Origin of the sequence: Saliterribacillus persicus, from assembly GCF_003337485.1 — a bacterium.
GTDB classification, from domain to species: Bacteria; Bacillota; Bacilli; order Bacillales; family Amphibacillaceae; genus Saliterribacillus; species Saliterribacillus persicus.
Map to the genome: position 1 here is coordinate 1 of NZ_QPJJ01000005.1, position 14,467 is coordinate 14,467.

Consider the following 14,467-nt stretch of genomic DNA (forward strand, 5'->3'; position numbering starts at 1 on the left):
CGATAGATATCAAAAACGATTAAACGGCCTTAGCCCTATGGAATATAGAGCTAAAGCCGCTTAAATCATTTTTATTATTTCCACTGTCTACTTGACAGGGGGCAGTTCAGAGTTTTTAAGTGGGTTTTTATTTTAAATCAACATAATTTCTTAAAATATCGTCATAAATATTTCTGTTACTTGCAAATATTGTATTAGCGTTCAACATATCTACTGGTTCCCCGTCTGCTTGAGTAGTGATACCACCTACTTCTTCATAGATGATTTTCCCAGCTGCAAAATCCCAAGGTGATAAGGTCATTGTAAGATATCCATCTACCATGCCCTCTGCCAAAAAAGCGAATTCTAAAGCTGCTGAACCATATGACCTCGTACCTCTTGTATCCTTAATCATTTGTTGTACTTTTTTTTCATTGATTTTATTATTCGGACAAGCCCAAAGGCTATTTAAAGCGATAATACTTGTTTCAACTTTTACGTCATCTTTAAGCATGGGAAGCTTAGAATTATTTCTATATGCTCCTTTTCCTCGAACAGCAGAGTATAATACGTCATCCATAACATTATAAATAAAACCTATTTCACCAATTCCTTCTTGATATATACCAACAGAGATGGCAAAGTTTCTCTTTTGATGAACAAAATTCATGGTACCGTCTATAGGATCAATCACCCATACCGTTCCATTAAAATTAGACAGTTTATCTCCATAACCCTCTTCAGAATACAAAAAATCATTCGGATATTTCTCTCTAATTTTACTTGCAAAGAATCTTTCTGTTTCTTTATCTAATTCGGTCACAAGATCATTAGAATTTGATTTTGTGTCTATTTCTAATGGCTCATTCATTTTACTTTTAATATTAGCTGCAGCCTCATATATCCATTTCTGTGCATCAACTAGATAATTATCGACTGTCTTGTTTTCCATAAAATAGCCCCCATCAGTAATTTAGATAGTTTAATTCTAGCAGAAAAGCCATAACTAGAAAAGAATTCTCTTTACATAGATAATTTCAAGTATTAATAATTTATATAATTTAATAATTATGATAAAATAATTACTATATTAATCAAAAAGGTAGGCGTCAGTATAATGACTTTTAATGGATTTAGTAGAAAAGATTTTGAAACCTTTCATATCGATGGTCTTGACGAAAGAATGGAAGGAATTAGATCAAATATTCAACCAAAATTTCAGGCCCTTGGTTCAGAACTTGTCCCTTACCTATCCTCAAAACTAGGTGACGAAATGTATTTACACATTGCTAGACATGCAAGAAGATCTGTAAATCCACCTAAGGACACATGGTTGGCAATTTCTGAGAACAAAAGAGGTTACAAAAAACATCCGCATTTCCAAGTTGGCCTTTTTGACGATCATTTATTTATTTGGCTAGCATTTATATATGAATTACCGAATAAACAAGAAATTGCTAAAGAATTATTATCACATTTTGATACATTTAAAAGTCTATCCGAGGATTTTGTGATTTCATTAGATCACATGAAAAAAGATGCTTTTCCAATTAAGGAATTAGAAGAAAAGGATTTGAAAAGATTTAGAGATGTAAAAAAAGCTGAATTTTTAATAGGAAAACACCTTCCAATCGATAATGAGTTATTATCTAATGGCCATGATTTATTATCTTTTATCGAGAATACGTACGAAGAATTAATCCCATTTTACAAAATTTCAAAACATAGATCTTAGATTTGACTCAAAATTGAAAGAAGCGTAACCATTCGTTGCTTGTAATGGTTACGCATTTTTCAATTTAATAACATCCTTATCACTACACGAGTTAGCATATTTCATAACTGGGAAAGGGGCATAACCCGATTGCTTTTCAAACTTCTTGAATAATTGCTTTTCTTCACTCTTTGATGGCACCACTTTTTTAAAGGAATGAAAACTTTTCATCAGTTTATCTTTTTTTATCCCTTCTTCATATGCTTTTTCTATTGCTGAAAAAAAATTGACGACATCAACAATTTCTTCTGTAGTCCAATAATCATCTATTGGGTAACTGTAGGCCATTAAGTACTCCTCCATTCTTAAAATCCCTAATTAGTATATCAAATTCATAATAATCTTTCACCTAACAAATGATAGAAAAAAACTAGCTATCAGCTGTTAGCTCTGTTATAATACGATTTGTTTTCATTTTAATTTGAGGAGATTTTTATATGAAAAATCAATACAACATGCCACTATTTAATGGCTTACTTAAACATGTAGAAAAAAAACCAATACAGTTTCATATCCCCGGTCACAAAAAGGGAAAAGGTATGGAGGACACATTTACAAATTTCATCGGACAGAATGCACTTTCTATTGACTTAATCAATATTGAACCATTAGATGATCTCCATCATCCTAAAACCATTATTAAGGAAGCCCAAGACCTTGCTGCAGAAGCATTTGAAGCAGACCATACTTTTTTCTCTGTTCAAGGAACTAGTGGTGCTATCATGACGATGGTTTTAAGCGTGTGTAACCCAGGAGATAAAATAATTGTACCTAGAAACATTCATAAATCTGTTACAGCTGCTATTATTTTCGCAGGTGCCATACCCATTTTCATTCATCCTGAAGTAGACCGCACCTTGGGTATCTCTCATGGAATTACTCCTAATGCTGTTGAGAATGCTATTGAAGCTAACCCGGATGCGAAGGCTGTATTAGTAATAAACCCTACTTATTTTGGTGTTTCTGCTGATCTCAAGAAGATTGTAGAAATTTCCCACAGAAGTAACATACCAGTATTGGTAGACGAAGCGCATGGTGTGCACATTCATTTTCACGAAAAACTTCCATTATCAGCGATGCAAGCTGGTGCAGATATGGCGGCAACCAGCGTACATAAATTAGGCGGCTCACTCACACAAAGCTCTGTGCTTAATTTAAAAGATGGTTTGATTAATTATGAACGTGTGCAACAAATACTATCCATGCTTACAACAACTTCCACTTCCTATATACTACTGAGCTCTTTAGATGCAGCAAGGAAGCATCTAGCTACAAAAGGAAAAGATCTTCTGGAGGAAACTATTTTCTTAGCCAATGAAACACGTGAGGCAATTAATAAAATTGCACATTTATATTGTGTAGGAGAAGAAATATTAAACAATGAAGCAATCTATACATTTGATCCAACAAAGCTAATCATTTCAGTTAAGAAATTAGGGATGACTGGCCATGAAGTTGAGTTATGGTTAAGAAGAAACTATAACCTGGAAGTAGAATTATCAGATATGTATAATATTTTATGCATTATCACCCCTGCAGATTCGAAAAAAGAAACAAATATTTTGATCGAAGCATTAAAAAATCTATCAGACCAATTTGGAAAAGATAAAGATGATGTAAAAATTGATGTAAAGGTTCCTGATATTCCTATCTTGGCTCTCACTCCGAGAGATGCTTTTTATTCAGAAACAGAATCGATTCCATTAAAAGAAGCAGCAGGAAGAATTAGTGCAGAGTCTATTATGATTTACCCACCAGGGATACCTATTTTTATTCCAGGTGAAATTATCACAGCAGAAAACTTAATTTATATTGATGATAATTTAAATTCAGGTTTACCAGTACAAGGATTAGAAGATGATACTTTACAGCAGATAAAAGTTATTAAGGAACTTAAACCGTTTAGATAGTCAAAAAAGAAAGCAGTAGATGTAAAGTCTACTGCTTTCTTTTATGGGGTTTTTATTAATTCTGGATCTACCATTTCATAGCCTTTTTCTCTTAATCCTATCACGATATCTTCTAATCCTTCAGCAGTCCATTCGCGGTCATGCATGAGCAAATTTGCACCTGCATGCAATAAATCTGTGTTTACCATAATATCAGCTATAGCTTCTTTACTTCTATAATCTGCTTCCCAATCATAGCCATAAGTCCAGTTCATAAGAAGCATACCTTGTTCTTCTACATGTTTTGTTGCAAAATCTGTGTTTACCCCATTTGGTGCACGGAAAAATACTGGTCTTTCTCCAACAATTTCCTCAATTAAATCACTTAATTTATCAATTTCTTCCCTTTGTGTTGCTTCATCTACTTCAGAAAGTCGTTGATGATTAAAAGTATGGTTCCCTATTGCAAAACCCATCTCATGGATGGTTTTTAATGCTTCTTTTTGTTCATCAGATTGAAGAAAATGTCCATTCACAAAAAATATAGCGGAAGCATTTAATTCTTTTAATGTTTTTGCCATTTCAACTGCATGTCCATCTGGAGCATCATCGATGGTTAGTAATACAATATCTTCATTGGCACTTTCATTTAGAGGAACAATATCCCAATTACCTGCTACTTCATATAGTTTTTCTTTTTCTTGATTTTCAACTGGAATATTTTCTTCCTCGACTTCATTATCAGCATCATTTTCTTCTTCCATTGGTTCTTCAGTATTCTCTTCATGTTCTTGTGATTCTTCGTCGATTTGCGGTTCTTCTTCTACTTCATTATCATTTTGATTAGCTTCTTCTGCTTGATTTGAAGAATTGCAAGCCATTAAAAGGCTAAGTAAAAAAATAGTAAATAATATACTAATTATCTTTTTCAAAAAATATCCCTCATTTTTCCTATATTATTATGGAAGAAAAGAGCCTGTTTTAGTAAAAAACAGGCTCTTTTTTTTATAACATCTTTATTTTGTAATATGAATTGGAGTACCCATTGCAACTTCAGCTGCTTCCATTGTAATCTCACCTAATGTTGGATGCGCATGAATAGTCAATGCAAGATCTTCAGCAGTCATTCCTGCTTCAATTGCAAGACCAATCTCAGCTACCATATCACTAGCGTTCGGACCAGCGATTTGTCCACCAATTAGTAATCCATCTTCTTTTCTAGTGATAAGTTTAATAAAACCTTCACTATCATTTAGTGATAGAGCACGGCCATTCGCTGCAAATGGGAATTTTGATGCTTTTACATCATATCCAGCATCCTTAGCTTGTTGTTCCGTAAAACCTACTGAAGCTAACTCAGGATCAGAGAATACTACTGCTGGAATTGCATTGTAATCAATAACAGATGTTTCTCCTGCAATAGCTTCTGCAGCAATTTTACCTTCATAAGAAGCTTTATGCGCTAATGGAGGTCCCGCTACGATGTCACCAATTGCATAAATGTTATCAACGGTTGTACGACACTGTTCATCGATTTTAACTAAACCTTTGTCATCCAATTCAATTCCAACTTGCTCTAAACCAATTTCAGATGTATTTGGTCTTCTACCAACTGTAACAAGTACATAATCAGCTTCTACAGTTTCTTCCTTGCCATCCACTTCATATTTAACTGTTACGCCATCTTTTGTTTCTTCTACGCCTTTTGCCATTGCTTTGGTAACAATAGTGGCACCTTTTTTCTTAAGTTTTTTCTTAACAAGTGCACTCATTTGTGATTCAAAACCATTTAGAATATCATCAAGACCTTCTAAAATTGTTACTTCAGTGCCAAGGTTTGCATATGCAGTTCCTAGTTCTGTACCTACATAACCGCCACCTATAACCACTAATTTATTAGGAATTTCTTCTAAATTTAAAGCGCCTGTTGAATCAATAACTCTATCTGTATACTTAAAAGTTGGTAACTCAATAGGAGTAGACCCTGTTGCTATGACACAATTTTTAAATGTATACGTTTGAGAATTTTTCTCGTCCATAACCTTTGCCGTATTTTTATCGACAAAATATACTTCTCCACTAACGATATCAACTTTATTACCTTTTAATAATCCTTCTACTCCACCAGTTAATTTTTTGACTACTGAATTTTTCCATTCCTGCATTTTTCCAAAGTCAATGGAAACCTTCTCAGATTTTATCCCCATCGAGTCTTCACCGTGAGCATACTCAACACGGTGACCTGCTTGAATTAATGCTTTTGAAGGGATACAACCAACATTTAAACATACCCCTCCAATTGTACCTTTTTCAACCACTGTTACTTTCTGACCGGTTTGCGCTGCACGTATTGCAGCAACATAACCACCAGGTCCAGCTCCGACTATAAGTGTATCTAACTCAATTGGAAAATCTCCTACTACCATGTTTTTACGCCTCCATCATTATTAATTGTGGATCGTTCAATAAACGCTTAATTTGGTTCAATGCAAATTGTGCAGTCGCTCCATCAACGATTCGATGATCAAAGCTCAAGGAAAGAGCTAATACTGGAGCAATAACTATCTCTCCATCTCTTACTACAGGTTTTTCAGCAATTCTCCCTATACCTAAAATTGCAGCTTCTGGGTAGTTAATTACTGGTGTAAACCATTGGCCACCTGCAGATCCGATATTCGTAATTGTACAAGAAGCGCCTTTCATTTCATTTGGCCCTAATTTTCCATCACGTGCTTTAACTGCTAATTCATTAATTTCTTTTGAGATACCAAAAATTGATTTTGTATCTGCTTTTTTAACGACTGGTACAAGTAAACCTTTTTCTGTATCAGCAGCAATTCCAATGTTGTAATAATGCTTTTGAATAATTTCGTCTGTCTCATCATCCACTGCAGAATTTAAAATTGGATATTGTTTCAATGCTGAAACAAGTGCTTTTACAACATATGGCAAGTAAGTTAATTTAATGTCTTGTTCCTGTGCTACAGGCTTGAATTTCTTGCGGTGTGCCACTAATTCAGTTACATCAATCTCGTCATGCAATGTAACGTGTGGAGCTTTGTGTTTAGAATTAACCATTGCATTAGCAATAGCTTTACGGATACCACTCATTTTCTCTCTAGTTTCAGGGAATTCTCCTTCTGTTGCAGCAACCGCTTGGTTGTCAGAAGATTTGCTTTCCTCTGATTTTTGATCTGTGCTCTCAGCTGATGCATCAGCTTGATCACCATTTAAGAATGCATTGATATCTTCTTTAATAACACGGTTGTTTTTACCCGAACCATTAACTTCAGAAATATTAACACCTTTATCACGAGCATATTTACGAACTGATGGCATCGCGATAACACGGTTATTAGGATCTTTTGCTACTTCCTGATCTTTTTTAGAATCTTTAGATTCCTCAGCAGGCTCATCTTTAGCCTCTTCTTGTTTTTCTTCTTTTTTCTCTTCTTCTTTTGGCGCTTCCTCAGTACTACCACTATCTTCGTAGCCCTCTGCGTCAATTGTAATAATCGTTTCACCTACAGTGGCAACAGTACCCTCATCAAAATGAACTTCTTTTACTGTTCCATCAACAGGAGAAGGAATTTCAACAACAGCTTTGTCGTTTTGTACTTCGCAAAGCACATCGTCTTCTTTAATTTCTTCTCCGGCTTTCACGAACCACTTAACTATTTCACCTTCATGGATACCTTCACCGATGTCTGGTAATTTAAATTCAAATGCCATGTAAAATGACCTCCCATCTTTTTTTTATTAAAAATTGATTACTGCATTTACTTTTTCTATTATGTCGTTGTAATTTGGTAGCCATACCTCTTCTGCTTGCGTGAATGCATAAACAGTATCAGGTGCGGCAACAGTTAAAATTGGTGCTTCTAAATGTAAAATAGCTCGCTCTTGAATATTAGATACAATGTAAGAGGCCATTCCAGCTTGACGTTGGGCTTCTTGTACCATTACAACACGATTTGTTTTTTCAACAGATTTTAGAATTGTTTCAAAATCAACAGGCATTACCGTACGAAGGTCAATTACCTCTGCACTTATACCTTCTTTATCTAATTCTTCAGCTGCTTTTAAAGAGGAATGAACCATTGCTCCATATGCAATTAAGGTAACATCTGTTCCTTCTCTTTTAACATTTGCTTTACCAAGTTCAACTGAGTAATCCTCTTCAGGTACTTCTTCACGGAAAGAACGATAAAGCTTCATATGCTCTAAGAATACTACTGGGTCATTATCTCGAATAGATGAAATTAATAAACCTTTAGCATCATATGGATTGGATGGAATAACTACTTTCATTCCAGGCTGTTGTGCGATTAAACCTTCTAAAGAATCAGCGTGCAATTCCGGTGTGTGTACGCCTCCTCCAAATGGAGATCTAATAGTGATTGGTGCATTCATTGTATTTCCAGAACGATAGCGAAGTCTTGCCATTTGACCATTTATCGCATCCATCGCTTCATATACGAATCCAAAGAACTGAAGTTCAGGTACTGGTCGATACCCTTGCGTGGCTAAACCAATAGAAATACCTGCAATTGCAGATTCTGCTAATGGTGTATCAAATACTCTTTCTTCACCAAATTCGTCTTGTAGACCTTCTGTGGCACGGAATACCCCACCATTTTGACCAACATCTTCTCCAAATACTAGTACGTTTTCGTCATTTTTTAATTCTACTCTTAATGCATCAGTTATTGCTTGAATCATAGTCATTTGAGCCATGGTTTACTTCGACTCCTTTGCTTTAAATTCTTCCAACTGCTCTTGTAAATTTTGTGGAAGTTCTTCATACATATTACCGATTAACTCAGAAACTTTTTGTTTTGGTTGTTCATCGGTCTTTTTAATTGCAGCTTTAATCTCTTCTTTTGCTTTATCTATTACTTCATTTTCTTCATCTTCAGACCACAAACCTTTTTCTTCAAGGAATTTACGGAAACGTACAATAGGATCCTTCTTTTCCCATTCAGTATCAAGATCTTCCGTACGGTATCTAGTTGGGTCGTCCCCAGCCATAGTATGTGGACCATAACGATAAGTTAGTGCTTCAATTAGAGTTGGACCTTCTCCATTAACTGCGCGATCTCTCGCCTCTTTGGTTACAGCATAAACAGCTAAGACGTCCATACCATCAACTTGTATACCTTCTATCCCTGCGGCTACTGCTTTTTGAGCTAGTGTTTTTGCATTTGTTTGCTTTTCAACAGGAACAGAAATTGCAAAGTGATTGTTTTGCACAACAAAAATCGCAGGAGCTTTGTAGGCGCCAGCAAAGTTTATACCCTCATAGAAATCACCTTGAGAAGTACCACCATCACCTGTGTAAGTAATCGCTACTGATTTCTTACCTCTCTTTTTCATTCCCATTGCAACACCGGCAGCTTGCGTATATTGAGCACCAATGATAATTTGTGGGCTTAGTGCATTTACACCTTCAGGGAACTGGTTCCCATGAAAATGACCGCGAGAAAATAAGAATGCCTGATAAAGTGGTAAGCCATGCCAAATAAGCTGAGGAACATCTCTATATCCAGGCAAAATAAAATCTTCTTTTTCTAACGCAAATTGCGTCCCTAACTGAGAAGCCTCTTGTCCTGCTGTCGGAGCATAGAAACCTAAGCGTCCTTGTCTATTTAATGCAATCGAACGTTGATCCAAGATACGTGTATAGACCATTCTATACATAATTTCTTTTAATTCTTCATCTGAAAGCTCAGGCATTGCGTCTTTATTAACAATTTTACCTTCTTCATTCAGAATTTGAAACGTTTCAAACTGCTCTTCAATATTTTCTAATGTACGTTTCAAAAAACTCACCTCTTCCTTTCCTATCCCAAATTAATTTTATCCATTATAACTTTCCCAAAAAAATAAAAAATCTGTACCATTCTCAATATTATTTCTCTACCCTTTATTTTGGCATACTAACCAAAAATAAATGCATAGTGCTTAACTGTTACATAGAAATAAACAAATGGATTGATACAAGCTATCTACTAGTATAGTTTAGCTTATTGTTAGAACAAGGTCAAACAGTTTGAAACATTTTTTGTTTTTTTATGTAACAACCCTTTATAGCATATTAAATTTAATATGCGTTCGTTACAAGTGCTTTTATTACAGAAGTTATTTTAATAGTATTCCAACGTATTAATTACAATATTATCTAAACATTTAAAAAAAATTTTTAATAAACTGTTACAATTACTTTTTGTATCTGTATCATTTATAGATTTACAAATTCCGCGTATCAAAAAAGAGCTTTCAAAAATGAAAGCTCTTTACATTATTTATTCATAACTAACTTTTATATCTGCTGTTTCGTAAAAGCTTCGCTTAGCTTCATTATAAGTATCCGTGTGCTCATTAAAAGCTTGATTGTGTTGAGTAACTTCTTGATACTGCGCATTTACTTTATCAACTTGCTCTGTCAACTCTTCTTCAGTTAAGTCTTCTTTTAAAAATAGTTCATATAATGTTCTATCAGCTTTTATGGACTTTTCATATGCAGAATGTAATGCTTGATAAGCTTCATACCTTTCGTTCATAGCGGTTACCATTTTTTCTGCAGCAGCTTTTTCTTCATCCTCTAGTTCATCTATGTATGATTCAATATTATCAAATTCACTTTTAGCCTCTTCTATACTTTCTTTCTCGGTCTTAAGTAAAGATGCTCTTTCATCAATCATTTCTATAGCTTCGTTCACTAATCCTTCTACTTGATCCATTTCATCTACATCTAGTTCAATCACTTGCTCATAAATTTCTTTTTCACTTGTTTCTAACTCCACTAATGGTGCTTGTTGTTCAGCAAAAGTCTGTTCTAGTTCTACTGATTTTTCTAAATGCTCATACATATTATCAGCTGCAGATTCCCCGCTACAGGCAGCTAAAACTAAAACGAAACTTATCATGATGCCAATCTCTATGATCCTCTTGTACACAATGCTTCCCCCTATTAATTGTTCATTATTATCCTTGTAAGTATAACACAAAATAAGAAATATGTTCCTTCTAATACATATGTTTTTTTATGGTATTCATACTAGGTATTTAAATATTTATGTGATAAACTATTTTGCAGATATGATAGGAAAGGTGTGAAGTATGTGATCACAATGAAAGATGTAGTAAGAGAAGGTCATCCGAAATTAAGGGAAGTAGCCAAAGAAGTATCCCTCCCTGCTACCGAGAAAGAAAAAGAAATATTAAATAATATGTTAACCTTTGTTAAAAATAGTCAAGATGAAGATTTAGCAGAAAAATACGACTTACGGCCGGGTGTTGGATTAGCTGCACCTCAAATAGGTATATCTAAAAGAATGATTGCGGTTCACTTTATCGATCTAAACGATGAATTATATGATTTTGCACTTTTTAACCCGAAAATTATCAGTCATTCTGTTAGAAAAGCATATTTACCTGGCGGAGAAGGTTGCTTGTCTGTTGATCGCGAAGTTCCAGGATATGTTCCTAGATATGCTAAAATTACAGTTCAAGCCACAGATCTAGAAGGAAATAAAATCAAGATGAAACTAAGAGATTATGCCGCTATTGTCTTCCAACACGAAATAGATCACTTAAACGGCATTATGTTTTATGATCACATCAATAAAGAAGATCCTTTTTTTGTTCCTGAAAATAGTAAAGCAATAGAAGCTTAAAAGTGGATACCGACTTTTAAGCTTCTTTTTTTATTTTATTAATCCCAATTTTAATAGGCCGTTATATACACCGTTATTACTAACACTGTCTGTTACAACATCTCCAGCTTCTTTTAATATCTCTAGACCATTACCCATGACTACACCTGTGTTAACTAGTTGAATCATTTCTAAATCGTTTAATCCATCTCCAAAGGCGTAAGTATTTTCCCATGGAATTTCTGTTTTCTCAATAAACTTTCTAACACCATACGCTTTAGATCCGTTTTCTGGCATAACATCACAAGAGAATTGATGCCAACGGATAAATCGAAGGTCTGCAAATTTTTCTTCATAAACTTCTTGCTCTTTCTCTTCATTAAACAACAACACTTGATAAATAGAATGTTTTTTAAAAAAGTTAGCATCTACTTCTGGATAATTCATTTGTAGGCTTTGCATCCCTGAAGTAATATGAAAATTCGATGGATGTGAAGCTTTCATTGCATGCTCTGCTTGATAAACAAGCGAATGATTGTATTCAGCACCATACTTAGTTAAATTTTCTAATTGAGAGGCAGTTAAAGCTTGATTATGAATGACCTCTCCTTCGTACACCACATATTGTCCATTGAAGCTTATAAATGAATTAATATTAAGCTCTTTTAGTATATCGCGAAACATGAAAGGGGCTCGCCCGGTTGCAATTGCTACAATGATTCCATTATCTTGTAAAGCTTTTATTCCTTCTTTAGTCGAATCAGGAATTTTCTTTTCATGATCTAATATAGTGCCATCAATATCTAAAAACACGACTGACTGTTCCATACAATTCTCTCCTTAATTTAAAGTTGCCAATTTATTTTACCATTATTTCTTTTGTATAAATATTATTAGGTTTTCTAAAGCTATATAAAAAGGGGAATTGAGCGAATTAAAATATAAAAAACCAAGATAATTATTCATTTTTGTTTCAATCTTTGCCAAATCATACTATACTATAAAGTAATAGGGATTGGTTCGGTTATACGTAATTACTTACTTTTCTTTTTTATAGAAAGGAAAGGAGACGAAATACCATGTTAAAAAAATTAAGAGAAAAATTAAAAAGACGGTGGCGTGAGGTATTAAGAAAACGTCGTATTCCAACAACCTTTAAAAATGACAATCGTTCGTAACAAATTATTGTCAAAAATTGTGTTCGTCCAACACTAAAATTGTATAAGTCTAAGGAGAGATTGAATGATTTACAAAGTATTATATCAAGAAAAAGCGGGAGAAGTTCCCGTTCGTGAACATACTAAAAGTGTGTTTGTGGAAGCAAATTCAGAACGTGAAGTAAGAAAACACCTAGCAGAGCGAAATTTCAACATTGAGTATGTCCACGCAGTGAGTGATGAGCACCTAAATTACGAAAAAGCATCAGATACTTTTAAAGTGGAGAAACGATAATATATGAAGTTTGTAAAGAATGATCAAACAGCAGTTTTTGCTCTAGGTGGATTAGATGAAATAGGAAAGAACACTTATGGTGTGCAATTCCAAGATGAAATTATTTTGATCGATGCGGGGATAAAATTCCCGGAAGACGAGTTATTGGGAATTGATTATGTTATTCCTGATTACACGTATATTGTTCAAAACCAAGATAAAATTAAAGGTTTATTCATCACACATGGTCACGAAGATCATATTGGTGGAATTCCTTACCTATTAAGAGAAGTAAATATACCAATATATGCAGGTAAACTTGCGATTGGACTCATTAAGAATAAATTGGACGAGCACGGCTTATTGAGAACTGCGAAACTGCATACGTATCAGGAAGATGACATTATTAAATTCAGAAAAACATCTGTTTCCTTTTTCAGAACAACGCATAGTATCCCTGATTCCTATGGTGTAGTAGTTAAAACGCCTCCAGGAAATGTTGTTCAAACAGGTGATTTTAAATTTGATTTTACACCGGTTGGAGAACCAGCAAACATCGCTAAAATGGCTGAAATTGGTAAAGAAGGCGTTTTGTGTCTTTTGTCTGATAGTACAAATAGTGAGGTTCCAGGCTTTACGATGTCTGAAAGAATAGTTGGAGATAGTATTCAGGATATCTTCACAAGAGTTGACGGTCGACTAATCTTCGCTACTTTTGCATCAAATATCTACCGACTTCAGCAAGTAGTAGAAGCTGCAGTGACCCACGGTCGTAAAGTTGCTATTTTCGGCAGAAGTATGGAATCAGCAATGAAAATTGGCCAAGAACTAGGTTATATTAACGCACCTAAAGGTACTTTCATTGATACACACCAGATCAATCAGTTACCAGCGAATAAAGTAACAATTATTTGTACAGGTTCTCAAGGTGAGCCAATGGCAGCCTTGTCCCGTATTGCAAATGGCACACACCGTCAAATTTCAATAATTCCTGGCGACACTGTTGTATTTTCTTCTTCACCAATCCCTGGAAATACAATTAGTGTTAGTAGAATTATCAATATGCTTTATCGTGCAGGAGCTGACGTTATACATGGTCCGTTAAATGATATTCATACATCTGGTCATGGTGGACAAGAAGAACAAAAGCTAATGTTACGATTGATGAAGCCTAAATACTTCATGCCTATTCATGGAGAATTTAGAATGCTTAAAGAACATGTGAAGCTTGCTGAATCATGTGGGTTAGATCCAAAAGACAGCTTTATCATGGACAATGGTGAAGTTTTAGCCTTAGGAAAAGACAATGCTCAGATTGCTGGGAAAATACCATCTGGCGCTATATATGTAGATGGTAGTGGTATTGGAGATATTGGTAATATCGTTCTTAGAGATCGACGTATCTTGTCCGAGGAAGGTCTAGTTATTGTTGTTGTAAGTATTAATATGAAAGAATTTAGAATAGCATCTGGACCAGACATCATATCACGTGGTTTTGTTTATATGAGAGAATCTGAAGACCTTATTAATGAGGCTCAAAAATTGGTGTCAACTCATCTAAATAAAGTGATGGAAAGAAGAACCACCCAATGGTCTGAAATAAAAAATGAAATAACCGATACTATTGCACCGTTTTTGTTTGAAAAAACGAAACGTAAACCAATGGTTTTACCTATTATTATGGAAGTATAATCAAAAATTAAAAGAAGCTCCATATCACTTTTAAAGTGATATGG

General features: G+C 34.6%; 14 protein-coding genes. 5 read left to right on the plus strand and 9 right to left on the minus strand.

Annotation, left to right across the window (positions count from 1 at the left end; translation table 11 throughout):
* Positions 1-127 precede the first annotated feature (127 nt).
* The gene (locus DFR57_RS06785; protein WP_114352388.1) at positions 128-931 is read right to left on the minus strand and encodes an inositol monophosphatase family protein; all 804 of its coding nucleotides are present in this window, start codon (positions 929-931) and stop codon (positions 128-130) included.
* A gap of 165 nt (positions 932-1,096) precedes the next feature.
* On the opposite strand from DFR57_RS06785, the gene DFR57_RS06790 reads away from it, so the two are divergent.
* The gene (locus DFR57_RS06790; RefSeq protein ID WP_114352389.1) at positions 1,097-1,714 is read left to right on the plus strand and encodes a YktB family protein; all 618 of its coding nucleotides are present in this window, start codon (positions 1,097-1,099) and stop codon (positions 1,712-1,714) included.
* 48 nt (positions 1,715-1,762) lie between these two features.
* Here DFR57_RS06790 and DFR57_RS06795 read toward each other — a convergent pair whose 3' ends face one another.
* Complete coding sequence (locus tag DFR57_RS06795; RefSeq protein WP_114352390.1) at positions 1,763-2,041, minus strand: UPF0223 family protein; 279 nt, start codon at positions 2,039-2,041, stop codon at positions 1,763-1,765.
* Between the two features lie 149 nt (positions 2,042-2,190).
* On the opposite strand from DFR57_RS06795, the gene DFR57_RS06800 reads away from it, so the two are divergent.
* Positions 2,191-3,663 (plus strand): aminotransferase class I/II-fold pyridoxal phosphate-dependent enzyme, encoded by a 1,473-nt coding sequence (locus tag DFR57_RS06800; protein WP_114352391.1) that lies wholly within the window; start codon positions 2,191-2,193, stop codon positions 3,661-3,663.
* A gap of 41 nt (positions 3,664-3,704) precedes the next feature.
* On the opposite strand, the gene DFR57_RS06805 is transcribed toward DFR57_RS06800, so the two are convergent.
* From DFR57_RS06805 to DFR57_RS06830, 6 genes are all read right to left on the minus strand, one after another.
* Positions 3,705-4,574 (minus strand): polysaccharide deacetylase family protein, encoded by an 870-nt coding sequence (locus tag DFR57_RS06805; RefSeq protein WP_245937410.1) that lies wholly within the window; start codon positions 4,572-4,574, stop codon positions 3,705-3,707.
* Between the two features lie 84 nt (positions 4,575-4,658).
* Positions 4,659-6,068 carry a dihydrolipoyl dehydrogenase gene (gene lpdA, locus DFR57_RS06810; protein ID WP_114352392.1) on the minus strand — a complete coding sequence of 470 codons (1,410 nt, stop codon included), beginning with the start codon at positions 6,066-6,068 and terminating at the stop codon, positions 4,659-4,661.
* A gap of 4 nt (positions 6,069-6,072) precedes the next feature.
* Complete coding sequence (locus tag DFR57_RS06815; RefSeq protein ID WP_114352393.1) at positions 6,073-7,374, minus strand: dihydrolipoamide acetyltransferase family protein; 1,302 nt, start codon at positions 7,372-7,374, stop codon at positions 6,073-6,075.
* A gap of 27 nt (positions 7,375-7,401) precedes the next feature.
* Positions 7,402-8,379: an alpha-ketoacid dehydrogenase subunit beta gene (locus tag DFR57_RS06820; RefSeq protein WP_114352394.1), complete on the minus strand. Its 978-nt coding sequence runs from the start codon at positions 8,377-8,379 to the stop codon at positions 7,402-7,404.
* 3 nt (positions 8,380-8,382) lie between these two features.
* A complete protein-coding gene (pdhA, locus tag DFR57_RS06825) occupies positions 8,383-9,465 on the minus strand; it encodes a pyruvate dehydrogenase (acetyl-transferring) E1 component subunit alpha (RefSeq protein ID WP_114352395.1) in 1,083 nt (360 codons plus the stop codon).
* Positions 9,466-9,947: 482 nt separating this feature from the next.
* Positions 9,948-10,601: a YkyA family protein gene (locus tag DFR57_RS06830; protein WP_245937411.1), complete on the minus strand. Its 654-nt coding sequence runs from the start codon at positions 10,599-10,601 to the stop codon at positions 9,948-9,950.
* A 165-nt stretch (positions 10,602-10,766) separates the two neighbouring features.
* On the opposite strand from DFR57_RS06830, the gene def reads away from it, so the two are divergent.
* Positions 10,767-11,321 carry a peptide deformylase gene (gene def / locus DFR57_RS06835; RefSeq protein WP_114352396.1) on the plus strand — a complete coding sequence of 185 codons (555 nt, stop codon included), beginning with the start codon at positions 10,767-10,769 and terminating at the stop codon, positions 11,319-11,321.
* Between the two features lie 30 nt (positions 11,322-11,351).
* Here the strand turns inward: def and DFR57_RS06840 are convergent, their stop codons facing one another.
* Positions 11,352-12,128 (minus strand): Cof-type HAD-IIB family hydrolase, encoded by a 777-nt coding sequence (locus DFR57_RS06840; RefSeq protein ID WP_114352397.1) that lies wholly within the window; start codon positions 12,126-12,128, stop codon positions 11,352-11,354.
* Between the two features lie 414 nt (positions 12,129-12,542).
* Here DFR57_RS06840 and DFR57_RS06845 point away from each other — a divergent pair, with 414 nt between their 5' ends.
* Together DFR57_RS06845 and rnjA are read left to right on the plus strand one after the other, a co-directional pair.
* Positions 12,543-12,752, plus strand: a complete 210-nt coding sequence (locus DFR57_RS06845) for a DNA-dependent RNA polymerase subunit epsilon (RefSeq protein WP_114352398.1) — start codon at positions 12,543-12,545, stop codon at positions 12,750-12,752.
* A 3-nt stretch (positions 12,753-12,755) separates the two neighbouring features.
* Positions 12,756-14,423, plus strand: coding sequence for a ribonuclease J1 (gene rnjA, locus DFR57_RS06850; protein ID WP_114352399.1), 1,668 nt, complete (start codon positions 12,756-12,758; stop codon positions 14,421-14,423).
* Positions 14,424-14,467: the final 44 nt, after the last annotated feature.

Bases quoted from the DNA above. Each gene is read 5' to 3' on its own strand.
- DFR57_RS06785 (WP_114352388.1), bottom strand. From the start codon at position 931: ATGGAAAACAAGACAGTCGATAATTATCTAGTTGATGCACAGAAATGG.
- DFR57_RS06790 (WP_114352389.1), top strand. From the start codon at position 1,097: ATGACTTTTAATGGATTTAGTAGAAAAGATTTTGAAACCTTTCATATC.
- DFR57_RS06795 (WP_114352390.1), bottom strand. From the start codon at position 2,041: ATGGCCTACAGTTACCCAATAGATGATTATTGGACTACAGAAGAAATT.
- DFR57_RS06800 (WP_114352391.1), top strand. From the start codon at position 2,191: ATGAAAAATCAATACAACATGCCACTATTTAATGGCTTACTTAAACAT.
- lpdA (WP_114352392.1), bottom strand. From the start codon at position 6,068: ATGGTAGTAGGAGATTTTCCAATTGAGTTAGATACACTTATAGTCGGA.
- DFR57_RS06815 (WP_114352393.1), bottom strand. From the start codon at position 7,374: ATGGCATTTGAATTTAAATTACCAGACATCGGTGAAGGTATCCATGAA.
- DFR57_RS06820 (WP_114352394.1), bottom strand. From the start codon at position 8,379: ATGGCTCAAATGACTATGATTCAAGCAATAACTGATGCATTAAGAGTA.
- DFR57_RS06840 (WP_114352397.1), bottom strand. From the start codon at position 12,128: ATGGAACAGTCAGTCGTGTTTTTAGATATTGATGGCACTATATTAGAT.
- DFR57_RS06845 (WP_114352398.1), top strand. From the start codon at position 12,543: ATGATTTACAAAGTATTATATCAAGAAAAAGCGGGAGAAGTTCCCGTT.
- rnjA (WP_114352399.1), top strand. From the start codon at position 12,756: ATGAAGTTTGTAAAGAATGATCAAACAGCAGTTTTTGCTCTAGGTGGA.